Raw genomic sequence first — 23,284 nt, forward strand, 5'->3', positions numbered from 1 at the left:
GCTTATTCATCATCCGGCGGCGAGGTAATGGAAGCATAGCAGCTGACGCCGTTGCGACCCTGTCGCTTTCTCTCGTAAAGCGCCTCGTCGGCGGCATTCAAGGCCTGCTCGGCCAGTGAAAACTGGTTCAGCCTGGCGAGGCCGATGCTGACCGTCACGTGAAACTGGCCCTCGGGGCTGCTGAACGTCAGATCGGAAAAATGACGGCAGATCTCCTCGAACATGGCCGTGGCCTGGGGCAGTTCACATTCCGGTAGAATCACCACAAACTCCTCACCACCGTAGCGGCCCAGGTGGTCGGTATCGCGCAGCCTCTTCTGCAGCAGGGTGGCCAGGGCCTTGATGACCTGATCGCCGATGGCATGGCCATGGGTGTCGTTGACGGCCTTGAAATGATCCAGATCCAGCATGGCGACGATGGTGTCATGTCCCTGTCGCTGCACCCGGGCATGTTCATGGCCCAGCGCCTGTTTGATATGGGAGTGATTGAGCAGGCCGGTCAGGCCATCGCAGGATACCAGCTTGGATAGCTGGCGGGCCCGGTAACACAGGATGCGCACGGTACGGATCAGCAGCCGGTCGGAAATCGGCTTGGTGATAAATTCATCGGCGCCTTGAGCCAGTGCGCTGAGCTGCTCGTCTCTGTCCTGCTCCGAGGACAGGTAGATGATCGGCAGGCTCAGCCATTCGGGCTCAAAACGGATCATCCGGGCCAGGGTGATGCCGGAAAAGGGGGGCATATGGATATCCATCAGCACGATATCGGGCCTGAATTCCGCCAGTGTGTTCAGGAGGCCATCGGGGCGGGACATGATCCTTACACTCATGCCGGCGTTGGTGAGTACCAGTCGATAATGTTCGGTCAGTTCTTCATCATCATCCAGCAGCAGCACCTTGCCGGTACTGGCTTCCTGCCGTTCACGATTAAGCTGCTCTATGCGCTCCGCCAGCCTGGGTACATCGACCGGCAGGGTAAAGAGCCCGCTGGCACCCAGTTCGGCCAGCCGGTAGCGGGCGGAAAAGTCGTCATCCGACCCGATGCAGAGTATGGTCGCTTCTTTTTGCTGCAAACGCAGCGACAGCGCCTTGTTCCAGGCGGCAACCTGCTTCAGGTGGTGACTCGAGGTCACTATGGTGTTGCCTTCGTGCCAGTGGTGCTCCGGGATATCGGTGGTCATGGCCGCCAGATGAAAGCGAAAGCCGTGGTGGTCCAGGGCTGACGCCAGCCCGGCCAGCTCTTCACCCAGCACCAACACTTCGGTGGCCCGCACGGTGGAAAGATTGGGCTGTTGCGGTATCGGTGACGGGGGGGCGTTCTGCTCCCCGTCTTCCAGTAACTGGGCCAGCTGGCACAGCCGCTCCATAAAACGGGCATCGATGATGTCCCGGGCCCGGGAAGCGGAAAAATCGGGACTCTCCAGCAGCGGCTTGATACGTTGTTCCAGCTGGCTTGCCTGCCGACCCAGCCTGGGAAAGCCAAAGGTGCCCGAGGAACCCGCCAGCCGGTGGAGCAACTGGTAGAGGGCCTCCAGGCTGTCATGATGGATGCCGCCGCGCTGCCATGTCTCTACGTTCTCGATCATGCTGTTCAGCTGGCTTGCCGTTCTATCGGCAAACCGCGCTTTCAGCGCGGTCAGCCGATGATCCATGGCGATAAGGTCAGACGTCATCCGATCCTCCAGTGTTAATCTTGTGTCTCATGGCCCAGGCCGGGTTAAATAGGCAGAGCCAGTATATGCTGATAAAGTTTCGTATGGGACTTATTCTGTTCGGCAACAACTTCTGTGCGGCAACAACGGTGGCTATACAGTATCGGTCGCTCCCGCTCACGACAAGGAAGAGGGTTCATGCGGTTATCGCTCAAGGGACGAATTGCACTCATTATTCTGGCCGGGGCCCTGCTTACCGTGATGGCGGTATTGGCCACGGCCTACCACTCGCTGGTGGGAGATTTCGAACAATTGCACAGCGAGCACCAGGCCCGGGAAGCGATCAGGTCGGCGGAACAGGTGGAACAAACGCTGGCATTGCGCATGAATGCACTGGAAAGCGTCAGCGCCCAGCTATCCAACGGAACCATGCTCGATCCGGCACCGGTACTGACCGCCAAGTTGGAGCGGCAGCGGAATCTGGGGTCGTTTTTTCCTGATGGCATCGTGGTGATGGACAGCGACGGTACCGCCATTGCCGAAAGCATAATGGTGCCGGAGCGACTGGGGACCAACTATGCGGACAGAGCCCATTTCCAGCAGCTGTTCGAGACCCGTCAGCCGGTGATCAGTCATCCCATTATCGGTCGTACCACGGGGGCGCCGCTGATCTCTTTTCTGAGTCCTATTCTCTCGGATGATGGCGACCTGCTCGGTGTGCTCAGTGGTGTGGTCAATCTGGCGAAAACCTCCATTCTGCCGGAGCAGCGGCTCGCCGAGGCTCTGCGTGACGGCGTTGTGTTCAAGATACTGGATACCGACAACCTGGTTTATGTCTACAACGGTGCCGACCTGTCGGCCGATTTGCAGCCGCTGCCCGCGCCTCGGCAAGACCCGCTGATCGATGCGGCCCTGTCCGGGTTCCGTCTCGGGGTGACCGAGCGGAGTGATCATCGGCGATGGGTGTTCGCCTCCACTCACCTGCATCAGCTGGGCTGGGTGTTTGTACGCGCCGTGTCCTATGAACAGGCGATAGCGCCGGCCAGAGCCTTCTTTCTGCGTTTTGCGGGCATCAGCGTGCTGATTGGTGGCGCTCTGGCGCTGGTGGCGTTCTGGCTGGCCTGGACCTCGATGCGACCGCTGGAGTCCATGACGCGTCAGATCCGGGTGATGGCCACCCATGGTGGCGACAACCGGCCGTTGTCGGAAAGCGGCGTCAGCGAGGTGGTGAGCCTGGCCCGGGCCTTCAACCAGCTGACGGCGGAGCGCAAGGCGCTGAGCGAGGTAAAGGATGATTTTGTGGCGGTGGTCAGCCATGAATTACGTACTCCCCTGACCTCCATCAATGGTGCCCTCAAGCTGGTGCAGTCGGGGGCGACGGGAGTGCTGCCGGAAAAGGCCGACGAGCTGACGGCACTGGCGTTACGCAACGGCGAGCGGCTGCAGACCATCATCAATGACCTGCTGGATTTCAACAAGCTGAGGGCCGGCAAGATGGAGTTGGTGCCGGTGTCTTGCCTCGTGGCCGAGCTGGTGCAGGAGGCGATCTCCGGCAACGAGCCTCTGGCCCGGAGCCACCGGGTGCAGTTGCGCAGTCAGACTGCGGTGCCACTCCCCGCCCGCCTCGACCCACTGCGTCTGCGACAGATACTGGACAACCTGATCAGCAATGCCATCAAGTTTTCTCCCCCCGGCGGCTGGGTCACGGTAAGGGCCGAGCCAATATCGCAGGGGCGGCTGCGCCTGACGGTCAGCGATCAGGGAGAAGGCATTCCCGACAGCTTTCACGAGCGGCTGTTCGAGCGTTTTGCCCAGGCCGAATACGGTACCATGCGGGCGAGCAAGGGCACCGGGCTCGGGCTGGCCATCTGCAAGGAATTGGTCGAGCAGATGCAGGGCCATATCGGTTTTTACAACAGTGATGGCGCTCACCTGTGGGTGGAATTACCGGTGATGGCACCGGACGACCATGGCGGTGCCGAGATTCAGCCAGACGAGGAAACAGGCGATGATCACGCCATCTGTACCAACCAATGAATGGCAGCGGCTGCAGGCCTTGTTCAACACCGGGCTGCTGGATACGCCGCCCGAGGCCCGCTTCGACCGGTTGACCAGCGTCGCCAGGCAGAGTTTTGGCGTCGAGATCGCTCTGGTGTCGCTGGTAGATCGCGAGCGGCAGTGGTTCAAATCGGCTCAGGGGGTGGATGTCTGTGAAACCGGGCGGGATATCTCCTTCTGCGGTCATGCCATTCTGGATCAGGACGTTTTTGTGGTGGAAAACGCCCTGCAGGATCCACGCTTCTTCGATAATCCGCTGGTGCTGCAGGCACCCCATATCCGCTTTTATGCCGGCGCACCGCTGCGTACGCTCGATGGCCACCGGATAGGCACGCTCTGCATTATCGACAGCCTGCCGCGTACCTTCGGTGCCAAAGATGCGGCGCTGCTGAGGGAGCTGGCCGACTGTGTGGAAGAGCTGGTCAACCATCGGCAGCTGGCCGAGCTGAGAAGCTCTCTCAAGGCCAGTGAATACCACGCGCAACTGATTATCGAAGGCGCCAATATCGGCACCTGGCAGTGCAACCTGCAGAGCGGCGACTGTGTCTTCAACGAGCGCTGGGCCGAGATGCTGGGCTACCGGCTGGCGGAGCTGGGAGCGCAGAACCTGGACACCTGGAGGCAACGGATCCATCCGGATGACCTGGCTCAGGCCACGGCGCTGATGGAGCAGCATATTGAGGGGCTCCAGCCAGTCTATGAATGCAGGTGTCGGATGAAGCACAAGGCCGGACACTGGGTCTGGGTGCACAGCCGGGGGCAATTGTTCAGCCGCACCGAAGAGGGGCTGCCGCTGATGATGTATGGAACCCATATGGATGTCAGTGCCGAGCGCGAGGCGCTGGTCGAACTGGAGCGCAAGAATCAGGCGCTGGCGCTGCTCAACCGCATGGCGTTCGACCTGACCGGCACCCTGGATGAGAAAATCCATCAGGCGCTGACACTGGGCCGTGATTATCTGCGGCTCGAGGTCGGCATCGTCAGCGAGATCGTCGGAGAGGTGTATGCGGTACGCTGGGCGTCGGCACCGGTCGAAACGGGTATCGAACCCGGTTTGCACCTGGCGGTGGAGCAAACCTACTGTAATTTGCTGCTGCAGCAAACGGGGATGCTGGCGATCGATAATATGGGCGCGTCGCCTTACCGGCAGGCGTCATGCTACCGGAACATGGGGTTGGAGACCTATATCGCCATTCGGCTGGAAGTGGACGGGCAGCTGTTCGGGACCCTCAACTTCTCGTCCGGCTCGGTGCGAGAACGGCCTTTCGATGACACCGACCGCATGTTTCTCGGCCTGCTGGCACACTGGCTGGGGGAACTGTTGAGTCACAAGGCGCATCAGGAACGCCTGGACAAGCTGGTAGAGCAACTGCCCGGCATGTTGTATCAGTACCGGCTCTGGCCGGATGGCCGCAGTACCATGCCCTATTGCAGTGGGGGCATCGAGCAGATTTATCGGGTGACGCCGCAGGCGGCACGAGAGGATGCCAGCGTGCTCTTCGACCGGATTCATGCTGCCGATCTGGCTTCGGTGGTCGAATCGATCCGGCGCTCGGAGCGGCAGCTTGATACCTGGCACACCCAGTACCGGGTGCAGCAGGCCGACGGCTCCCTGCACTGGGTGGAAGGACGGGCCCGGCCCGAGCGACTGGAAGATGGCAGTACCATCTGGCATGGCTATATCACCGATATCCAGCATGAAAAACAGGCGGAGCTGGCGCAGGCCGATAGCGAACAGCGACTGCGCGGCCTGTTTGAGCTGTCATCCATCGGTATCGCCCTCAATGATTTTCTGACCGGTGACTTTATCGATGTCAACCAGGCCCTGCTGGACGCGACCGGGTTCGACAAGGAGCATCTGCTGGCGCTGGACTATCGCGTGCTCACCCCGGAGGAATACCATGCGGCAGACCAGCAGGCGCTGGAGCAACTGAAACTTCATGGCAGTTATCCGCCCTATGAAAAAGAATACACCCGCTGGGATGGGTCACGTTTTCCGGTCCGCCAGCGGGGGATGTTGGTCCGCGATGCCGAAGGCAAAAGTCTGCTGTGGTCTTTTGTCGAGGACATTACCGAGCTGAAGCAGGTGGAGCTGATGCAAAAGGAGTTTGTGGCCACGGTGAGTCATGAGCTGCGCACGCCGCTGACCTCCATTACCGGTTCGCTCGGGCTGCTGACCCAGGGCGTGCTGGGCGAACTGCCGGACAAGGCCATGCAGATGGTACAGGTGGCCCATAACAACAGCCGGCGCCTGAACCTGCTGATCAACGATTTGCTCGATATGGAAAAACTGGTGGCCGGTAAAATGGAGTTCGATCTGCAGGTTCATGATCTGACCGGGGTGGTGCATGACGCGATGGAAATGAACCGCCCGCTGGGCAAGGAGCGGGGGGTTCGGCTCGAACCGGCAGCCATGGTGTCCGATGCCCGCATCGTGGCCGACCGGGACCGGCTGTTGCAGGCGTTGTCCAATCTGCAGTCCAACGCCATCAAGTTTTCGCCGGATCATGGCCAGGTGACCATCTCGACCGAATGGCGTGGTCCCGAGGCACTGCGCATTCTGGTGCGAGATCGGGGTGAGGGTGTTCCCGAGAACTTTCGCTCGCGCATCTTCCAGAAATTTGCTCAGGCAGACAGCTCGGATACCCGCAAGAAAGGCGGTACCGGGCTGGGACTGGCCATTACCCGGGAGTTGATGGAGCGTATGGAGGGAAGTGTGGGCTTCGAATCGACGCCGGGGCAGGGCGCCTGTTTCTGGCTCGAGATACCGGCGGCTCCTGACATACACTGACAAGGTTGCAGGCAAGCGAGGACAGCGTGTCCACACATGCCTGCATACAAGTCATTTAAGGGGGCTCTGCTGCGCGATTCCAGACGTAGAAGTCGGCTTGCAAGGCAGCTCATCTCATGGTCAGGCAAGCATTGCATCGCTATGAGGCCCCCTTCTTTATTACTTTACTTCAAAGCCGTAGGCGTAGGGATCGTCGCTGTCCACCCAGATGGTGTTGTGGCCGGTGACCCGGGCCCAGCCTTGAATGCTGGGCATGATGGCCGGGGAGTCCCCGACACGGGCTTCGCTTTCCACCCTCCCGACGAACAGGCTGCCGATAATGCTTTCGTGTACAAACTCTTCACCCACCCCCAGTTTGCCTCTGGCCACCCATTGTGCCATGCGGGCGCTGGTGCCGGTACCGCAGGGAGAGCGGTCGATAGCGCGATCGCCATAGAACACCGCATTGCGGGCATGGGCACCCGGCCGGGTCGGCTGGCCGGTCCACATTACATGGCTGGCACCGCGCACGGTAGGATCCAGCGGATGCACGCAGTCCACCACCTTGTTGATCGCCTCCCGTACTTTGGGTGAATAATGCAGCACCTGATCGGCACTGAATGACTCTAAACCTGGAAAGTTGGCCTGTGGATCGACGATGGTGTAGTAATTGCCGCCATAGGAGACATCGACGGTCAGTTTTCCCAACCCTTCCACCTCTATGGTCACATCCTTGTGCGCCAGATAACTGGCCACGTTATAGATGCGCACCTTTTCTACCTTGTTACCGTTTTGTTCATAGTCGATACGGATTTGCCCTGCAGGCACGTCCAGAATCAGTTTGCCCGGTGTTTTCGGCCTGATCAGGCCATGCTCGATGGCGCTGGTGACGGTGCCTATGGTGCCGTGGCCACACATGGGCAGACAGCCGCTGGTCTCGATAAACAGGATGGAAGCATCGGCCTGTTCGCTGCACGGGGGGTAAAGGACGGAGCCGGACATCATCGAATGCCCCCGAGGCTCGAACATCAGTGCCTGGCGAATCCAGTCGTGGTGAGCCAGAAAATCCTGCCGCTTCTCGCTCATGTTTCTGCCTTGTAAGGCAGGATAACCTCCTGCTACCAACCTTACCGGGTTTCCACATGTGTGGGCATCTATACAGAAAAAAGTACCTTCGCGCATCTGATGTCTCTCCTTGTAATGATATCGACTTATGAGATCTGGATCATGATTTTACAACTCATTAACCAGTGGCTCTGGCATCTAGGTATAAATTGTATATTTTATACAATCAAGGAATTTGGTGAAGGGATACTCAGATGCAAGAGCTGAATCACGATTTGGTGGTCATCGGTGGTGGAATTATCGGCGTTACCTGCGCCTGGCAGTTAACTCAGGCCGGCTACAGGGTATTGCTGCTGGAGAAGAATGAAATTGGACAGGGCGCCTCGTTCGGGAATGCCGGCCATATCGCCACCGAGCAGGTGTTACCCCTGGCCTCACCCGCCGTGCTGCAGCAGTTGCCGCGCATGTTGCTGGATCCGCTGGGTCCTCTGCGTCTGGACTGGCGTTATCTGCCCCGCATCGCTCCTTGGCTGCTGAAACTGGTGGCCAATATGCGGCCCGAGGCCCAGCGTAACAGCAGCGCCGGATTGCGCTTGCTGAATGAAGCCAGCCTGTCGGCCTGGCAGCAGTTGTTACAGCAGGCGGGTCTGAACCGGTTGCTGAAGGAAGATGGCTCTTTGCTGGTGTGTGAAAGCGAGTCTGCCTTCGCCGAGTTGCAGCGGCATGCGCAGGTGCTGGGCAAGCTGGGGATATCAAGTGATCCCTGGTCTGCACATACATTGCGTCGGCAGGTTGGTGGTCTGTCACCCGCGGTAAGCGGTGGTCTGTTTTTCCCCGCGACCGGCCATGTGACCGACCCTTATCAACTGGTAGCACAGCTTTTTGTACAGGCGCAGGCCGCAGGTATGGAACGACAGCAGGCCGACGTTCATGGCGGGCGCTGTCTGGACAACGGTATCGAGCTGAATACCAGCAAAGGCAAGCTGTTCGCCAAGCGGGTGCTGGTTGCCGCCGGTGCCTGGTCCGCGCCTCTGGTCAGGGAGCTGGCCGGTATCAAGATACCTATGGATACCGAGCGGGGCTATCACCTGATGCTACCGGCCGAACCCGGACGTCTGCCGATGGCGGTCAGCTCCCTGGAACGCAAATTCATCATGACGCCGATGACGGGCGGGCTGCGGCTGGCCGGCACGGTGGAATTTGCCGGCCTGCATAAGACGCCGGACTATCGACGGGCTTGGGGGCTGGTGCACCACGCGGATGCGCTGTTCGAGCGGCAGCTGGATACCCAGGGCGCGACCCCCTGGATGGGCTGCCGGCCTTCTTTACCCGATTCATTACCGGTGATCGACCGGGTTGGTCCACAGGGCCGCCTGCTGCTGGCCCTGGGCCATCATCATCTGGGGCTGACACAAGCGGCGGTTACCGCCCAACTCATTCTGGGCCTGTTGTCGGGAAAACCGTCCGGGCTCGATATAGCTCCTTTCCGCCTTGCGCGGTTTGGGCAATTACCACCCTCGCACACCTTAAACCACAGTGTTTGCCTGCCCGGCTCAGAAATGTAACCGGACTCGTAGCACAACAGGGAGAATGTATATGGATATCAAGCAGTCAACTCCGGCGGATCGGATCCGCCTTCCCAGCGGCTTTGAAGTGCTGGGCCTGCTGGCGCCTTTATCGGCGTCATGTATTTATTTTTGAATGTGTGGGGTCTGCCCATACAACTGGCACTGTTCGTGTCCTGGTTTCTGGTGATCGGCCTGGGTATCCGGCTGGGACTGGGATATGAAACGATTCAGAAAGGTTTGTTGAAAGGGATTCATAACGGCATGGAAGCCGTGCTGGTGTTGATCACCGTCGGTGCCCTGATCGGCACCTGGATTGCCGGCGGCATAGTGCCCAGCATCATCTATTACGGCCTGTCGGTGATGAGCCCCAGTATTTTTCTTTTTGCGGCCTTTATCATCTGTGCCCTGACCTCGCTGGCGACCGGGACCTCGTTCGGTACCGCAGGCACCGCCGGTATCGCCATGATGGGCATCGGCCACAGCTTCGGCATCCCGATGCCGCTGGTGGCCGGGGCTGTCATTTCCGGGGCCTATGTGGGTGACAAGCTGTCGCCGCTGTCCGACACCACCGTGATGACGGCTTCTCTTTGCCGGGTCGACCTGATCGATCATATCAAGTCCATGCTCTATGTCAGCGCGCCTTCTGCCCTGATTGCCAGCCTGCTGTTTCTGGGGGTGGGGTATTTCTACGTTGACGGTGCCGCCGACACCAGCCGGGCGGATGCGGCCATGGTAGCCCTGGCCGAGCAGTTCAACATCAGCTGGTATCTGCTGCTGCCGACGCTGATGGTGATCATCCTGCTGGCCATGCGCAAGCCATCCATCCCGGTGATTAGCTTCGGCGCCGTGCTGGGCATCATCTGTGCCGTGCTGTTCCAGGACATGGCGGCGCTGGATGCGGTTAATACCGCCTACTTTGGCAATGCCATGAGCTCTGACGTCGACTTCCTCAACACTCTGCTGAATCGGGGCGGTATCGAGTCCATGTTCGGTGTCATTGCCCTGGTGTTGTTCGCCCTAGGGCTGGGCGGGCTGATGGACCGCATCGGCGTTCTGACCGTGATCTGTAACGGCTTTCTGTCCTGGGCCAGCAATGCCGGCCGGCTGACCTTGTCGACCCTGCTGGGCGGTTTCTTCGGCAACTTCTTCGGTGGTGCGGCCTATGTGTCGCTGATCACCGCCAGCACCATTACCGAGAAAAACTACGACAAGCAGGGTATCGACCGTCGGGTGTTGTCCCGCAACGCCGAGGCCGGCGGTACCATCACCACGCCCATGGTGCCCTGGTCCGATGGTGGTGTCTTCATGGCTACCACTCTGGGGGTCAGCACCCTCAGCTATCTGCCTTTCCTCTGGTTCCATTTCCTGGTGCTGATCATCTCGCTGATTTACGGCTACGCCAACATCGCCGTCTGGCGCACCGGTCCAGGCAGCTCCCTGCCTGCAGACGAATCCGAAGAGAGCCTGCCTCTGGCTAAGGCTTCTTCATAACTCACTTTTCCGGGCCTGTGCTCAGGCCCTTCATCACGATAAGGATATGCATAATGAAAATCGAAGGTGTAATGGTTCCGGTAGTCACCCCGTTTGCTCAAGACGGCCATATCGATTACCCGGCATTGGCGGCGCTGCTGGCCCACCAACTGGAAGCCGGTGTCAGCGGCATCGTCGCTTGCGGCACCACCGGTGAGTATTACGCCCTGAGCCAGGCCGAGCGCCGTGAGCTGATGGCCTTTATTGCCAAAGAAGTGGGTGACAAGGCGTTACTGGTGGCCGGTGTTAACGACACTCACTCGGCAGGATCCATTGCCAAGGCGCTGGAAGCGAGGGAGCTGGGCTATCAGGCTCTGATGCTGGCGCCCCCCATCTACTGTTTGCCGGAGCAGGACGAAATTATCGCCCATTACCAGACCGTGAGTCGTGAAGCAGGCATGCCGATCATCATGTACAACTTTCCGGCTCGCTCCGGGGTGGAGATCGGCATCGAGGCCATCAAGGTGTTGGCCAGGGATCCCAATATCGTCGGCATCAAGGAAAGCAGCGGCGACTTTACCCGCGCCGTGACCCTGCTCAATCTGGGCCTGGAAGATTTTGAAGTGGTGTGTGGCTCCGATGACCAGGGTGCGGACTATATGTTCTGGGGCGCCCGCTCCTGGATTGGCGGCGGCGCCAACTACCTGGCCGCCGATCACGTCAACATAATCGAAGCGTCCAAGGCCGGCGACTGGCAGCAGGTCAGGAGCATCATGGCCCGCATCTTACCGGTGCTGCAGAACATGGAGTCCGGTGGTTATAACCAGAAAGCCAAGCTGGGTTGCGGCCATATCGGTTATCCGGTGGGCCCGGTCAGAGCGCCTCTGTATCCGGTGAGCAAGCAGGATGAAGACGAATTTTTAGCTCTGCTGACCCAGGCACTGAAATAAGGAGATTCGGCATGTCAGTACAAGTGGAAAATGTTTTTGCCAGGGCAAAGCAGGGTGAATTACGGGCCGATGCCATTATCGTCGGCTATACGCCTGGTAATCAGACACTGGAAGCTCGAGATCCCTTTGATGAATCTGTTATCGGTCAGGTTGAAGCCTGTACCGAAGAGCAAGTTAACCTGGCGGTGGCTGCCGCTCGAACCAGCTTCGAGCAAGGCGAATGGCGCAAGCTGGCCCCGGCCGAGCGCAAGCAACGCATGCAAGCCTGGGTTGCGCTGCTGGAACAAAACCGGGAAGAGCTGGCGGCGCTGGATTGTGTGGATGGCGGCAAGCCGATCACCGAGTGTCTGAACACCGATATTCCGGAAACCATCAACACCCTGGCCTGGTATGCGGAAGCGGTAGACAAGGTGTTTGGCAAGGTGGCGCCGACCGGGGATGACACTCTGGGCCTGGTGGTCAATGAGCCCATCGGTGTGGTTGCCGCCGTATTGCCTTGGAACTTTCCGGCGCAGATGTTTGCCTGGAAGGTGGGTCCGGCGCTGGTAACCGGTAACTCGGTGATTGTGAAGCCAGCCGAGCAAACCTCGCTGAGTGCCTGGCGCATGGTGCAGTTGGCCCATCAGGCAGGTATCCCGGAAGGGGCGCTGCAGCTGGTAACGGGTCTGGGTGAGCAAACCGGTATGCCACTGGGGTTGCACCCGGATGTGGATATGGTGTCTTTCACCGGCTCGACCGAGGTCGGCCGTCTGTTCCTGCAGTATTCGGCCCAGAGCAACCTGAAAGAAGTGGTGCTCGAGTGTGGCGGCAAGAGCCCGCAGCTGGTATTCGATGATGTAGAAGACCTGGACTCTATCGTCGACGATGTGCTGGCGGCAGCCTTCTGGAACATGGGTGAAAACTGCAGTTGCGGCTCTCGTTTGCTGGTGCAGAAGGGCATCAAGGAACCGCTGCTGGACAAGCTGTGTTCCCGTCTGTCCGGCTGGAAACTGGGTGATCCCAAGGACACGGACACCATGGTCGGGCCCATGGTGGAGCCGGTGCATTTCAACAAGGTGAAGGCCATGGTCGAGCAGGCCAGAGAGCAGGGTGCCCGGCTGCGTTACGGCGGCAATACCCCCGCCCTTGGTGCCGGTCTCTTTGTGGAGCCGACCATCTTCGATGAGGTCAGTGCCGACATGATACTGTTCCGAGACGAGGTGTTTGGCCCGGTACTGGCAGTGACCGAGTTTTCCACTGAAGAAGAGGCGGTCTCTCTGGCCAATCAGACTCAGTACGGCCTGGCCGCTTCCCTCTATACCAGCCATATGGGACGAGCCCATCGGGTGTCCCGGGCGCTGAAGGCGGGTACGGTTTCCATCAACTGCTTCAGTGAGGGGGACATTACCACCCCCTTCGGCGGTTATGGTCAGTCCGGTTTCGGCGGCAGAGATAACGGTCTTGAGGCCATGGATCAATATCTGCAAAAGAAAACCATCTGGTATAACCAGGCCTGAATAAATAGTTAATAGCATGGCGTCAGACGAATGGATGACGCCATTATTAATAAATTAACCCTTTAATCTTATGCTTATTATTTTCGTAACATTGTTTCCCATTACATGTGAAACAATAATAGATTTTTCAAAAGGATATGAAAATGAAATTAGCTAATTCCTGTGGTGCCATTATTACAGCTTGTGTACTTTTTGCCGCGCCGGCTGTAGCAGCCAAGGAAGTGACCTGGAAGGTTCCAACTTCTGTGCCGGAAGGATCCTTTTTCTACAATAACTTCCTGCAACGTTTCAGTGAACATCTTAAGGTATATTCCGAAGGAGAAATCAAGTTGAGAACCTTTGGTGCCGGTGTAGTGGTGCCGGCATTTCAGGTATATGAAGCGGTGCAGGATGGTATTGTAGAAGCGGGACACTCTACCCCTTCCTATTTGGTCAATCAGGATCCGACCAATGCCATTTTTGCCGGTTTTCCCGGTGGTATGTCGCCCGAGGCCACCATCACCTGGCTATATGAGGGTGGCGGACTGGAAAGCCTGCAGCAATATCGGCAGGAAACCATGGGTCTACATACTATGCTAGTAGGACTGGGTACCTCGGAAATACTGGCACATGCCAATAAACCGATTCACGGCATTTCCGATTTTGAAAATCTCAAGTACCGCACCTCCGGTGCCTGGGCCGGGGTATTGAAAAATTATCTCAAAGGTGTCCCTACTGTCGTGCCACCTGGCGAGATATATACACTGCTGCAACGGAAAGGGGTCGATGCGGTGGAATGGGCTACTCCGGGCTCGAATATCATGGAAGGGTTCCATGAAGTTGCGCCTTATATTATTACTCCCGGCATTCACCAGCCCACCTTTGTGTGGGAGTTTTTTGTGAAACAGGAAACCTGGGATGCGCTTTCCTCCGAATTACAGGGGCGTATCGAAGATGCCGCTCGTCTGACGACAATGGAGTCCTATCTTCACTTTGCTCACGAAGACATGAAGGCCATGGATAAATACAAGGAATATGGCACCGAAGTTATCACTCTGGATCAGGATGTCATTGCACAAATACGAGGCTATGGTCATCATTGGATGGAAGCACGTGCCAGTGAGCAGGCCGAGAAAGGAAATAAAAAAATGAGAGGCCTGCTCAAGGATTACCAGGATTATCAGAAGCGCTGGTCTAGAAATTCATCCGTACTGGTAAGAGATTAAATAGCTTACCGATAACCCCCTGATTCAAGATGCAGGGCTGTCTGTCTGTTACAGACTGGTCCTGTATTTTTGAATGAAGGGTTGTTTGAGGAATGACAAGTGAAGCTGTGTGGCGTCACTTGTTAATAGGGTGAAAATTATGAATGCGTTGTTTTTACGTCTCGATGGTATCTCCGATTTATTGGCAAAAATATCTATGGCCATGGTCGTAATGCTGGTGAGTTCTATCCTGTATGAAGTAGTCTCCCGCTATGTGTTTGGTGCGCCGACATTATGGTCATTTGACATATCCTATATGCTCAATGGCGCCTTGTTTTTACTGGCAAGTGGTTACTCGCTCAAGGTGGAAGCCCATGTAAGAATCGATTTCCTTTCTGCCAGGCTCGCCTTGCGGTATCAACAGCTCATCAATCTGTTTTTTTATTTCTTCATGATAGGGCCGTCATTTTTCTTCCTGAGTTATGTAGCAGGAGAGAAAGCCATCAGTGCATGGGTAACGGGTGAAGTGGAAAGTGTCAGTCCCTGGTCGCCTCTGGTCTGGCCTTTCTATGGTGCCATCGCCATCGGTTTGATGGTATTTACCCTGCAGGTCTATATAGACGGAATCAGATATTTACAGGGGGATAAGACCCCTGGCGAATCGGTCACCAAGGATGAGATGAGTCATGACTGAATTAATTCCATTGTGGATGTTTATCATCCTGTTTGTATTTGTTTTTCTCGGTATTCCCGTGGCGCTATCACTGATAGTAACCTCGGTAATATTCGGCTTTGTTACCTTTGGTGATCTGCTGTTTAGCCAGCTCTATGGCGCCATATTACATACCGCATCAAATTTCACCCTGTCATCTATTCCATTATTCATATTAATGGGAGCCATTCTGGAAAAGACGGGGCTGGCGCTCCGGTTGTTTCAGGCATTACAACTGTGGTTTGGTCGTTTACCTGGCGGTCTGGCGTTGTCTACCATAGTGATGTGTGCCATCTTTGCCGCCGCTTCGGGCGTGGTAGGCGCGGTGGAAATCGTCGTGGGCATGATGGCCTTGCCTGCCATGGCCAAATATAAATACAACAAGGGACTAATGGCGGGTACCGTCTGTGCTGGCGGTTCTCTCGGCACCATTATTCCGCCTTCCATTGTGGTGGTGGTTTATGCCTCTATGGCCCAGTTGTCGATCGGCCAGTTGTTTGCGGCCAGTCTGATCCCCGGGATAATGATGGTGGCCTTCTTCATGATCTATATGGTTGTCGCCTGTTATTTCAAGAAAGATCTGGGGCCGGCGGTGATACTGGAACAGGAAGTGGCATGGTCAGAAAAACTGCTGATTACTGCCAAGGCCATCTTGCCCCCCCTGTTGTTGATCAGCTCGGTACTGGGTTCTCTGCTACTGGGTATTGCATCACCGACAGAGGCGGCTGCGGTAGGCGCTGCCGGTGCGGCGCTGATTGCCCTGGTTTTTCGCGAGTTGTCCTGGCCCAGTTTTATCGGTGCCTTGAAAACCACGATACAGATCACCGCCATGATTATGATGATTGTGGTTGGCGGAACCATGTTCACCAGTATCTTCGCGGTTTCCGGCGGCGGCTGGATGATCGTCGATGCCATTAACAGCCTGGATATCGGTGTCTATCAGCTTACCTTTATCCTGATGGCGGTGATTTTTCTGGCCGGTTTCGTGCTGGACTGGATCTCGATTGTGCTGATTTTTGTCCCTATCTTTACGCCACTTATAAAAACGGCCGGCATAGATCCTATCTGGTTCGCAGTGATGTTTATGGTAGTGATACAGACTTCTTATCTGACTCCACCAATGGCACCTTCGATTTTTTACCTGAAGTCCATAGCACCGGATGATATGACGTACAGGCACATGTACCAGGGGGTGATGCCCTTCGTTATCCTGCAGTTACTGGTCTTGTTGTCGGTGGTGGTGTTTCCGATGGCAGCTACCTATCTGCCCAGCTTGATAGCGAGTTAAACATTGCAACAGCAGAGATGAAAATGGCGCCAACAGGCGCCATTTTCATGGGGTGATACTTATATACTGGCGATTTCTTCCGCTGTCAGGTGTCGCCACTCGCCCGGAGCCAGGCTGTCATCCAGTACTATGTCTCCGATTTGCAGCCGGTGCAGGCCCATGACGTGGTTGCCGACGGCGGCAAACATCCGCTTCACCTGGTGGTATTTTCCTTCCTGTATGGTCAGCAGTACCCGGGTGGGAGTGAGCACTTCCAGGGTGGCCGGCAAGGTAGCCTTGTCTTCGCCGTGCAGCTCCACGCCTTCGGCGAAACGCTGGGTGACGTCACTTGCCAGCGGATCGGACAGGTCGACCTGATACACCTTGTTGCAGGCTTTTTTGGGTGAGCGCAGGCGATGGGACCACTGGCCGTCGTCGGTCAGCAGCAACAGGCCGGTAGTATCTACGTCCAGCCGGCCGGCACACTGCAGACCGCGGCGCAGCTCCGGCGGTAGCAGTTGCAGCACACAGGGATGGTCTTCATCCTGGGTGGAACTGATATAACCGGCGGGTTTGTGCAACAGCAGATAGCGCGGCCCCGGCGCGACCAGCAGACGACCTTCGAGACGTACTTCCTGCCCGTTGATCTGCTGGTCGCTCTTTTTGACCACGAGGCCGTCGACGGTGACATCACCTCGGTGCAGGGCCTTTTTGGCCACAGAGCGGGTCAGGCCTGTGCTTTCACATAAAAAACGATCGAGGCGCATTAGGTTTCCAGTGTTGTCAGCAACCCTGTTGCTGTTGTTGATGTAGTAGGGCGACGATATCATCGGCCGCAACCAGAATGTGGCGCCGCAGCAGATCGCAGGCGGCGGAAATATCGCCACGGCGGCACAGTTCTAACAGTTCTCTGTGCTCCGCCTCGGCTTTGTGTACGCCGGCGGCATGCAGTAAGTGAATTCTGATATAACGGTCGGACTGGGTATTCAACTGGGTGATCAGAGCCATGGTTTCCGGTTTTTCAGCTGCATCGTACAGGGCGCGGTGAAAAGCGAAGTTATGATCACTCCAGTGATCGATCTGGCTTGAGGTATCCAGCAGATGATCCAGCTGAATGAGCAGCTCTTCGGCAGCATCCAGTTTTTCTTTGGTTAATCTGGGAATGGCAGCAGCAAGGATGTGGCATTCCAGCAATACCCGCAGTTCGAACAGCTCCAGGATCTTGGGAGCCGACAGCTCGGTGGCGTAGGCTCCCTTGTGGGCTTCGAATTCCACCAGACCCTCGGCTTCCAGGGTGAGTAAAGCCTCACGAACCGGTATACGGCTAACGTCGAATTCCTTTGCCAGGGCATCCTGGCGCAGGGCCGAGCCGCCTTTTATTTCGCCGCGTAGAATCTTGGTTCTGATGGCATCGGCCACAAATTGCGTTCTGGTTTTGTGCATATCATTCCTGGCAAAGGTGATGTTGGTGGGGCGGTGATTATGCTTGCTCGTCTATGGCTTCACCATCGTCCTGCAGCAACCACTCGCTCAGGACTTCCCTGGCTCTATCGAGGCCCAGGCCCTTGAGCGAGCTGAAGGATTCAACCCGGATGTCGCCACCAAAGACGGTCACGGCTTCCCGCACCCGCAGCACTTCGGACTTGCGAGGGCCCGGCTTGAGCTTGTCACTCTTGGTCAGCAGCGCCAGTACCGGCAGATTGCTTTCGCTGGCCCATTGCAGCAGTTGCTGGTCGATGTCCTTGAGCGGATGACGGATATCCATCAGTACCACCAGCCCCTTCAGGCTTTCGCGCTGTTGCAGGTATACCGACAGGGCTTGCTGCCATTTCAGCTTCATTTCTTCCGGTACCTTGGCGTAACCGTAACCGGGCAGGTCGACCAGCCGTTTGCCCGGGCTCAGCTCGAATACGTTGATCAGCTGGGTGCGACCGGGGGTTTTACTGGTCCGAGCCAGACTTTTCTGCTGTGTTATGGCGTTTAATGCGGAGGATTTCCCGGCGTTGGAGCGACCGGCAAAGGCTATCTCTACGCCGCTGTCTTCCGGCATCTGGGTGATATTGGGCGCGCTGGTAATAAAGCGGGCGGTGTTAAAATTTATCTGCTTGTTATTCAATATGAATTCCCCTGGGATCTGAGCCCGCTTTGCTTACTTTCTCGCAAAATCGTGTAGAATGGTGCCGTTTTTTGAATCGCATTGTAACATGCCCTCGTAGGTATGTGATCTGGAAGCTCTTACAACGAGAAGTCGGAACGTCATGAAAAAAATTATTCTCACGATAGCCTTAATGCTCGGAGTGGTCGGTGTTGCGCAGGCCCAGGGCGACGTCGAAGCTGGTAAGGCCAAAGCCGCTACCTGTGCAGCCTGTCACGGTGCCGATGGCAACAGCCCGACCGATATGTATCCCAAACTGGCCGGTCAGCATGCCTCTTATCTGGCCAAGCAATTGGCCGCGTTCAAGGCTGCCGCTACCGGTGGTAACGGCCGGGCCAACGCCATCATGGGCGGCATGGCCATGCCCCTGTCCGAACAGGACATGGCCGATCTGGCAGCCTATTTTGCCAGCCAGTCCATCACCCCGATTGCTACTCCCGAAGACGTGATCGCCCAGGGTGAAGCCCTGTACCGTGGCGGTGACATCGAGCGTGGCGTAACGGCCTGTGCCGCCTGTCACGGCCCCCGTGGCGAAGGTCTGGAATCTGCCGGATTCCCGAGACTGTCCGGCCAGTATCCGGCCTACATTGCGGCCCAGCTGAAGATGTTCCGCAGTGGCGAGCGTGAAAACGATCACAACGCCATGATGCGCGGTGTTGCCGGCAAGCTGACCGACAACGATATCGACGTACTGTCTCAGTACGTAGCTGGTCTGCGTTAATACTATCATTCCGGGGGCCTGGTGCCCCCTGCTTTCTCTGGTTTCCCCCATGTCTGCCCTGTCGCACGACCTGAGTTGTCCCCTCTGTGATCATATCGAGACTTCCCTGTTCTGGCAGGATCTTCGGCGTCGCTACCATCGCTGCAGCCGGTGCCGGCTGATCTTCGTCGAGCCCGGGTGCCGACTGGATGCGGCGGCGGAGAAGGCCGAATATGACCTGCATGAAAATCAGACCGATGATGCCGGTTATCGGCGTTTTCTGGCGCGGCTGGCGGATCCGCTGATGTCCCGTCTTCCTGCCGGCAGCGAAGGCATCGATTTCGGTTGTGGGCCCGGTCCGGCGCTGGCGGCGATGCTCAATGAAGCAGGCTTTGCCACTACTACCTATGATCCTTACTATGCGCATTATCCGGCCCGGTTGCAGCGAGACTACGACTTTGTCTGCTGTACCGAAGCGATAGAACATTTTTACCGGCCGGGCAGGGAATGGCAGCAGTTGCTGGCCCTGCTCCGACCCGGAGGCTGGCTGGCCATCATGACCAAGCTGGCCCGAGACCAGGCGGCATTTGCCAACTGGCATTACAAACAGGATCCCACCCATGTCAGTTTTTTCAGTCGGGAAACCTTTCTCTGGCTGGCGGCACGGGACGGGCTCGGTATCGAATTCATCGGTGCCGATGTGATACTTCTGCAAACACCGGAGTCTGTATGACACGTATTAAAAAGGCCCGAGTTCCGGGCCAGATCGGAGCCCGCAAGGAAAGTCGGGAAAATGCCGAGCAGAGCAAGGATCGCAAGCGCAAGGCCAAACGCAAGGGGCTGGCGCCCGGCTCCCGGCATAACCCCGGCGACGCGGGTCAGCAGAACACCGGTACCAAGGCACCCCGGGATCCGCGTCTGGGTTCGAAAAAGCCGATAGCGCTGGTGCCGGAAGAAACCAGTACCAAGCGGCCAAGCCTGCCAAGGCGCCGAAACCGGCCAGGGTGACGCCGGTTTTCGCCCCCAATGTGGAGGTGTTGACGCCGGAGCAGGAACTGGAACAGCTGGAAAACAACGAGCGGCTCAATACCCTGCTGGACAGAGTGGATGCGGGCGAGAAGCTGGGCAAGGAGGATGCCGGCTGGCTGGACAAGACCCTGGCCCGTCATCAGCAACTGCTGGAAGAACTCGGCCTGCTGGAAGAGGACGATGAAGACCTGGTGGAAGGCGACGATCTCTGGACCCGCTTTATGGACGCAGAAATTGATCCTGCACAATATGAAGACAAGGAAGATAAGTCATGATCTCACCCTGGTTGATAGCCGCCCTTGTGGGCGGCGTCATCATTGTGGGTCTGGCAGTCTATGCGGGGCAGCTGCTGGCGCGGCTGAAGCAGCAAACCCAGCGGCGAGAGCAGGCCATCCACCGGCGTAACCTGCGTATTCTGGACAGTATCCACACCATTGCCCTGGCTGTGAGTCAGGACCAGTGCAATCTGTCGGAAGGCGCCATTCGTCTGACCAACCTGCTCAACACCCTGCAGTTTGCTCGGCCGAAAGACTTTGCCGCCGAATATCCGGGTCTTTATGACCTGTATGAACGGGTGAAGGAAATGCCGACCCACGAGGCCCGCAAGCAATACAAGCGCAATGAAATCATGCGCATGGATCTGCAACGCGCCGGTTTCGAACAGGAACTGGAAGCACAAATCAAAATCGAGGTAACGCGGCTGGCCAGCCTGGAACTGCCCGGTCGCTGACCGGGGAGAGATAATGTCAGCACAGATTGAGTGGGATCAGGCCCTGATCGAGAAATACAATTATTCGGGGCCGCGTTATACGTCCTACCCCACGGCGCTGGAGTTCAACGAGGACTTTGGCATGGCGGAGCTCGAAGTGGCCGCCGGTCGTTATCCCGGGCGGCCACTGTCGCTCTATGTCCATATCCCCTTCTGTCACAAGCTGTGCTACTACTGTGGCTGCAACAAGGTCATCACCCGCCATCAGGGCAAGGCCGACCTGTACCTGGATTATCTGGAACGGGAAATCGCGCGTCTGGCGCCGCTCTTTCGTGAGCGCACCGTGACCCAGCTGCACTGGGGCGGCGGCACTCCCACCTTCCTGACCGCTCCCCAGATCCGCCGACTGAACGGCCTGTTGCGCCGGCACTTCAACTTTGCCGAGCAGGGCGAATTCAGCATCGAAATCGACCCGCGCCGCATCGAACTGAGCCTGCTGGACGTGCTGCGAGAAGAAGGCTTCAATCGCATCAGCCTGGGGGTGCAGGACTTCAACAAGGACGTACAACGGGTCGTCAACCGGGAGCAGGATAACGACTTCATCAAGGCTCTGGTCAGCCGGGCCGCCGAGCTGGGCTTTGGTTCCACCAATCTGGATCTGATCTACGGCCTGCCGCTGCAGACCCTGGAGAGCTTTCAACATACCCTGGAGCAGGTGGTGGCGATGAAACCGGCCCGCCTGTCGGTGTTCAACTATGCCCACCTGCCGAGCCGCTTCTCCGCCCAGCGCAAGCTGAACGAGGCCGATATGCCGGCACCGGCGAAGAAGCTGGCGATGCTGCAGGACAGCATCGGCTACCTCACGGCTCAGGGGTATCAGTTTATCGGCATGGATCACTTCGCGCTGCCGGACGACAGCCTGGCGGTGGCCCAGCGCGAGGGCGAGCTGCACCGCAACTTTCAGGGTTATACCACCCAGGGTGACTGTGATTTGCTGGGGCTGGGGGTGTCGGCCATCAGCATGATCGGCGACGCCTATTCCCAGAACCACAAGGAATTGAAGCGCTACTACGGCCAGCTGGATGAACTGGGTCATGCCCAGACCGTCGGCTATGCGCTGAACGACGACGATTGTCTGCGCCGGGATCTGATCAAGACGCTGATATGCAACTTCGAGCTGGAACTGGCCCCGCTGGAGCGGCAGTACGGCATCCGCTTCGCCGACTACTTCGCCGACGATCTCAAACTGTTGCAGAGCTTCATTGACGACGGCCTGGTCACCCTGACCGAGGACGCCATCAGGGTCGCGCCCAGGGGGCAACTGCTGATCCGCAATATCTGCATGTGCTTCGACGTGCACCTGCGCCGTCAGGCCCGGATGCAGCAGTTCTCGCGGGTGATCTGATTAACAGCGGGGATTAGGGATTTTATCCTTTTCAGTCCCCAGTCCCCAGTCCCCAGTCCCCAGTCCCCGTTTTCACTCCCGCTCGGCGCTGGCCAGCAGCAGGGCGGCTTTCTCCTCGGCGCTGATAAAGGCCATTTCCAGCGCGTTTTCCTGGCACTGGCGGGTCTGGGCGGCGGTCAGGCCGGCCTTGGCCGCCGCGTCCGTGTATTCATGGCGCAGCTCTATGCCTTCCACCGCCGGATCGTCGGTATTCAGACAGACCGCGATGCCCCGGTCCAGAAAACGGTGAATGGGGTGATGGTGCAGCTCGGCGACCGTGCTGGTCTGCAGGTTGGAGGTCAGGCAGGTCTCGATGCCGATGCGTCGCTCGGCCAGGTAGTCGAGCAGGGTGTCATCCTCCACCGCCTTGACGCCATGGCCGATACGCTCGGCGCCCAGCTCGCGGATGGCCTGCCAGATGCTGTCACTGCCGGCGGCCTCGCCGGCATGCACGGTGACATGCAGACCGGCGTGGCGCACCCGCCTGAAATGGTCCTCGAACAAATCACCGGGAAAGCCCAGTTCGTCACCGGCCAGATCCATGGCTACCAGCTTGTCTCTGTGGGCCAGACAGGCGGCCAGCTCCTGCTCGCACGCCTGCTGGCCGAAGGTGCGGCTCATGATGCCGATGAGCTTGACCGGAATGCCGAAATCCCGGCTGCCGGCAGCCACGCCGTCGATCACCGCTTCCACTACCCCCTGGGGGTCAAGCCGGTGGCTCATCGCCATGTAGCCGGGGCTAAAACGCAGCTCGGCGTAGTCGATGCCGGCGTTTTGCAGATCTTCGATATTTTCATAGGCGATCCGACGACAGGCGTCGTAGCTGCCCAGCACCTTGACGCCCCAGTCCAGCTTGGCGAGAAAGGACATCAGGTCCGGGGCGTTATCCAGCACCTGCACATGAGGGCGCAGCCCGCCCAGGGTGGTGGCAGGCAGCGTCATGTTAAAGGACTGACCCAGCTCCAGTATGGTCGCGGGGCGGATATTGCCATCCAGGTGGCGGTGCAGGTCGAGCAGGGGCAGGCTGGGATCGATCATGACGTTTTCCTCGTGATGGG

At 57.9% G+C, this 23,284-nt stretch carries 21 protein-coding genes; 15 read left to right on the forward strand and 6 right to left on the reverse strand.

Features of this window, described 5'->3' with window-relative positions:
- Positions 1–2 precede the first annotated feature (2 nt).
- Entirely contained in the window at positions 3–1,670 is a 1,668-nt protein-coding gene (locus BFR47_RS00765) for a diguanylate cyclase (protein WP_071471292.1), read from the reverse strand.
- Between the two features lie 177 nt (positions 1,671–1,847).
- On the opposite strand from BFR47_RS00765, the gene BFR47_RS00770 reads away from it, so the two are divergent.
- A complete protein-coding gene (locus BFR47_RS00770) occupies positions 1,848–3,686 on the forward strand; it encodes a sensor histidine kinase (protein ID WP_071471293.1) in 1,839 nt (612 codons plus the stop codon).
- A complete protein-coding gene (locus BFR47_RS00775) occupies positions 3,658–6,498 on the forward strand; it encodes a PAS domain-containing protein (RefSeq protein ID WP_071471294.1) in 2,841 nt (946 codons plus the stop codon). Before BFR47_RS00770 ends, BFR47_RS00775 begins: the two co-directional genes overlap by 29 nt.
- Positions 6,499–6,657: 159 nt before the next feature.
- On the opposite strand, the gene BFR47_RS00780 is transcribed toward BFR47_RS00775, so the two are convergent.
- On the reverse strand, positions 6,658–7,659 hold the full coding sequence (locus BFR47_RS00780; protein ID WP_071471295.1) for a 4-hydroxyproline epimerase: 1,002 nt from the start codon (positions 7,657–7,659) through the stop codon (positions 6,658–6,660).
- A gap of 137 nt (positions 7,660–7,796) precedes the next feature.
- On the opposite strand from BFR47_RS00780, the gene BFR47_RS00785 reads away from it, so the two are divergent.
- The 7 genes from BFR47_RS00785 (at position 7,797) to BFR47_RS00815 (ending at position 16,210) form a co-directional block, all read left to right on the forward strand.
- Entirely contained in the window at positions 7,797–9,107 is a 1,311-nt protein-coding gene (locus tag BFR47_RS00785; RefSeq protein ID WP_071471296.1) for an NAD(P)/FAD-dependent oxidoreductase, read from the forward strand.
- Between the two features lie 120 nt (positions 9,108–9,227).
- The gene (nhaC, locus tag BFR47_RS00790) at positions 9,228–10,601 is read left to right on the forward strand and encodes a Na+/H+ antiporter NhaC (protein WP_245748733.1); all 1,374 of its coding nucleotides are present in this window, start codon (positions 9,228–9,230) and stop codon (positions 10,599–10,601) included.
- 53 nt (positions 10,602–10,654) lie between these two features.
- A complete protein-coding gene (locus BFR47_RS00795; protein WP_071471297.1) occupies positions 10,655–11,530 on the forward strand; it encodes a dihydrodipicolinate synthase family protein in 876 nt (291 codons plus the stop codon).
- An 11-nt stretch (positions 11,531–11,541) separates the two neighbouring features.
- The gene (locus BFR47_RS00800) at positions 11,542–13,026 is read left to right on the forward strand and encodes an aldehyde dehydrogenase (protein WP_071471298.1); all 1,485 of its coding nucleotides are present in this window, start codon (positions 11,542–11,544) and stop codon (positions 13,024–13,026) included.
- A 143-nt stretch (positions 13,027–13,169) separates the two neighbouring features.
- Entirely contained in the window at positions 13,170–14,231 is a 1,062-nt protein-coding gene (dctP, locus tag BFR47_RS00805; RefSeq protein ID WP_245748734.1) for a TRAP transporter substrate-binding protein DctP, read from the forward strand.
- Between the two features lie 139 nt (positions 14,232–14,370).
- Entirely contained in the window at positions 14,371–14,904 is a 534-nt protein-coding gene (locus BFR47_RS00810) for a TRAP transporter small permease subunit (RefSeq protein WP_245748735.1), read from the forward strand.
- Positions 14,897–16,210 (forward strand): TRAP transporter large permease, encoded by a 1,314-nt coding sequence (locus BFR47_RS00815; protein WP_071471300.1) that lies wholly within the window; start codon positions 14,897–14,899, stop codon positions 16,208–16,210. The genes BFR47_RS00810 and BFR47_RS00815 overlap by 8 nt, the downstream gene beginning before the upstream one ends.
- 59 nt (positions 16,211–16,269) lie before the next feature.
- On the opposite strand, the gene rsuA is transcribed toward BFR47_RS00815, so the two are convergent.
- From rsuA to yihA, 3 genes are read right to left on the reverse strand one after another with little or no spacing between them, the layout of a single operon-like run.
- Entirely contained in the window at positions 16,270–16,956 is a 687-nt protein-coding gene (gene rsuA, locus BFR47_RS00820) for a 16S rRNA pseudouridine(516) synthase RsuA (RefSeq protein ID WP_139215065.1), read from the reverse strand.
- A gap of 16 nt (positions 16,957–16,972) precedes the next feature.
- Positions 16,973–17,632 carry a GntR family transcriptional regulator gene (locus BFR47_RS00825; RefSeq protein ID WP_071471302.1) on the reverse strand — a complete coding sequence of 220 codons (660 nt, stop codon included), beginning with the start codon at positions 17,630–17,632 and terminating at the stop codon, positions 16,973–16,975.
- 37 nt (positions 17,633–17,669) lie between these two features.
- Positions 17,670–18,305, reverse strand: a complete 636-nt coding sequence (gene yihA / locus BFR47_RS00830; protein ID WP_071471303.1) for a ribosome biogenesis GTP-binding protein YihA/YsxC — start codon at positions 18,303–18,305, stop codon at positions 17,670–17,672.
- A gap of 142 nt (positions 18,306–18,447) precedes the next feature.
- Here yihA and BFR47_RS00835 point away from each other — a divergent pair, with 142 nt between their 5' ends.
- Genes BFR47_RS00835 through hemN form a run of 6 tightly spaced genes read left to right on the forward strand, consistent with a single transcriptional unit; the run spans position 18,448 to position 22,187 of the window.
- Entirely contained in the window at positions 18,448–19,065 is a 618-nt protein-coding gene (locus BFR47_RS00835) for a c-type cytochrome (protein ID WP_071471304.1), read from the forward strand.
- 49 nt (positions 19,066–19,114) lie between these two features.
- On the forward strand, positions 19,115–19,777 hold the full coding sequence (locus tag BFR47_RS00840) for a class I SAM-dependent methyltransferase (protein ID WP_071471305.1): 663 nt from the start codon (positions 19,115–19,117) through the stop codon (positions 19,775–19,777).
- Positions 19,774–20,052, forward strand: coding sequence for a GTPase-activating protein (locus tag BFR47_RS18920; protein ID WP_281245917.1), 279 nt, complete (start codon positions 19,774–19,776; stop codon positions 20,050–20,052). Before BFR47_RS00840 ends, BFR47_RS18920 begins: the two co-directional genes overlap by 4 nt.
- Positions 20,049–20,348 carry a GTPase-activating protein gene (locus BFR47_RS18925; RefSeq protein WP_281245918.1) on the forward strand — a complete coding sequence of 100 codons (300 nt, stop codon included), beginning with the start codon at positions 20,049–20,051 and terminating at the stop codon, positions 20,346–20,348. The genes BFR47_RS18920 and BFR47_RS18925 overlap by 4 nt, the downstream gene beginning before the upstream one ends.
- An 11-nt stretch (positions 20,349–20,359) precedes the next feature.
- Positions 20,360–20,803, forward strand: a complete 444-nt coding sequence (locus BFR47_RS00850; protein ID WP_175514040.1) for a DUF2489 domain-containing protein — start codon at positions 20,360–20,362, stop codon at positions 20,801–20,803.
- Between the two features lie 13 nt (positions 20,804–20,816).
- The gene (hemN, locus tag BFR47_RS00855) at positions 20,817–22,187 is read left to right on the forward strand and encodes an oxygen-independent coproporphyrinogen III oxidase (protein WP_139215066.1); all 1,371 of its coding nucleotides are present in this window, start codon (positions 20,817–20,819) and stop codon (positions 22,185–22,187) included.
- Positions 22,188–22,259: 72 nt separating this feature from the next.
- Here the strand turns inward: hemN and add are convergent, their stop codons facing one another.
- Positions 22,260–23,264, reverse strand: coding sequence for an adenosine deaminase (add, locus tag BFR47_RS00860; RefSeq protein WP_071471308.1), 1,005 nt, complete (start codon positions 23,262–23,264; stop codon positions 22,260–22,262).
- Between the last annotated feature and the right edge of the window lie 20 nt (positions 23,265–23,284).

This window comes from Oceanisphaera psychrotolerans, from assembly GCF_001870485.1.
GTDB classification, from domain to species: Bacteria; Pseudomonadota; Gammaproteobacteria; order Enterobacterales; family Aeromonadaceae; genus Oceanimonas; species Oceanimonas psychrotolerans.

What these genes read in the sequence shown, in the direction of transcription:
- BFR47_RS00765 (WP_071471292.1), bottom strand. Translation starts at nt 1,670, where the DNA reads ATGACGTCTGACCTTATCGCCATGGATCATCGGCTGACCGCGCTGAAA.
- BFR47_RS00770 (WP_071471293.1), top strand. Translation starts at nt 1,848, where the DNA reads ATGCGGTTATCGCTCAAGGGACGAATTGCACTCATTATTCTGGCCGGG.
- BFR47_RS00775 (WP_071471294.1), top strand. Translation starts at nt 3,658, where the DNA reads ATGATCACGCCATCTGTACCAACCAATGAATGGCAGCGGCTGCAGGCC.
- BFR47_RS00780 (WP_071471295.1), bottom strand. Translation starts at nt 7,659, where the DNA reads ATGCGCGAAGGTACTTTTTTCTGTATAGATGCCCACACATGTGGAAAC.
- BFR47_RS00785 (WP_071471296.1), top strand. Translation starts at nt 7,797, where the DNA reads ATGCAAGAGCTGAATCACGATTTGGTGGTCATCGGTGGTGGAATTATC.
- nhaC (WP_245748733.1), top strand. Translation starts at nt 9,228, where the DNA reads ATGTATTTATTTTTGAATGTGTGGGGTCTGCCCATACAACTGGCACTG.
- BFR47_RS00795 (WP_071471297.1), top strand. Translation starts at nt 10,655, where the DNA reads ATGAAAATCGAAGGTGTAATGGTTCCGGTAGTCACCCCGTTTGCTCAA.
- BFR47_RS00800 (WP_071471298.1), top strand. Translation starts at nt 11,542, where the DNA reads ATGTCAGTACAAGTGGAAAATGTTTTTGCCAGGGCAAAGCAGGGTGAA.
- dctP (WP_245748734.1), top strand. Translation starts at nt 13,170, where the DNA reads ATGAAATTAGCTAATTCCTGTGGTGCCATTATTACAGCTTGTGTACTT.
- BFR47_RS00810 (WP_245748735.1), top strand. Translation starts at nt 14,371, where the DNA reads ATGAATGCGTTGTTTTTACGTCTCGATGGTATCTCCGATTTATTGGCA.
- BFR47_RS00815 (WP_071471300.1), top strand. Translation starts at nt 14,897, where the DNA reads ATGACTGAATTAATTCCATTGTGGATGTTTATCATCCTGTTTGTATTT.
- rsuA (WP_139215065.1), bottom strand. Translation starts at nt 16,956, where the DNA reads ATGCGCCTCGATCGTTTTTTATGTGAAAGCACAGGCCTGACCCGCTCT.
- BFR47_RS00825 (WP_071471302.1), bottom strand. Translation starts at nt 17,632, where the DNA reads ATGCACAAAACCAGAACGCAATTTGTGGCCGATGCCATCAGAACCAAG.
- BFR47_RS00835 (WP_071471304.1), top strand. Translation starts at nt 18,448, where the DNA reads ATGAAAAAAATTATTCTCACGATAGCCTTAATGCTCGGAGTGGTCGGT.
- BFR47_RS00840 (WP_071471305.1), top strand. Translation starts at nt 19,115, where the DNA reads ATGTCTGCCCTGTCGCACGACCTGAGTTGTCCCCTCTGTGATCATATC.
- BFR47_RS18920 (WP_281245917.1), top strand. Translation starts at nt 19,774, where the DNA reads ATGACACGTATTAAAAAGGCCCGAGTTCCGGGCCAGATCGGAGCCCGC.
- hemN (WP_139215066.1), top strand. Translation starts at nt 20,817, where the DNA reads ATGTCAGCACAGATTGAGTGGGATCAGGCCCTGATCGAGAAATACAAT.
- add (WP_071471308.1), bottom strand. Translation starts at nt 23,264, where the DNA reads ATGATCGATCCCAGCCTGCCCCTGCTCGACCTGCACCGCCACCTGGAT.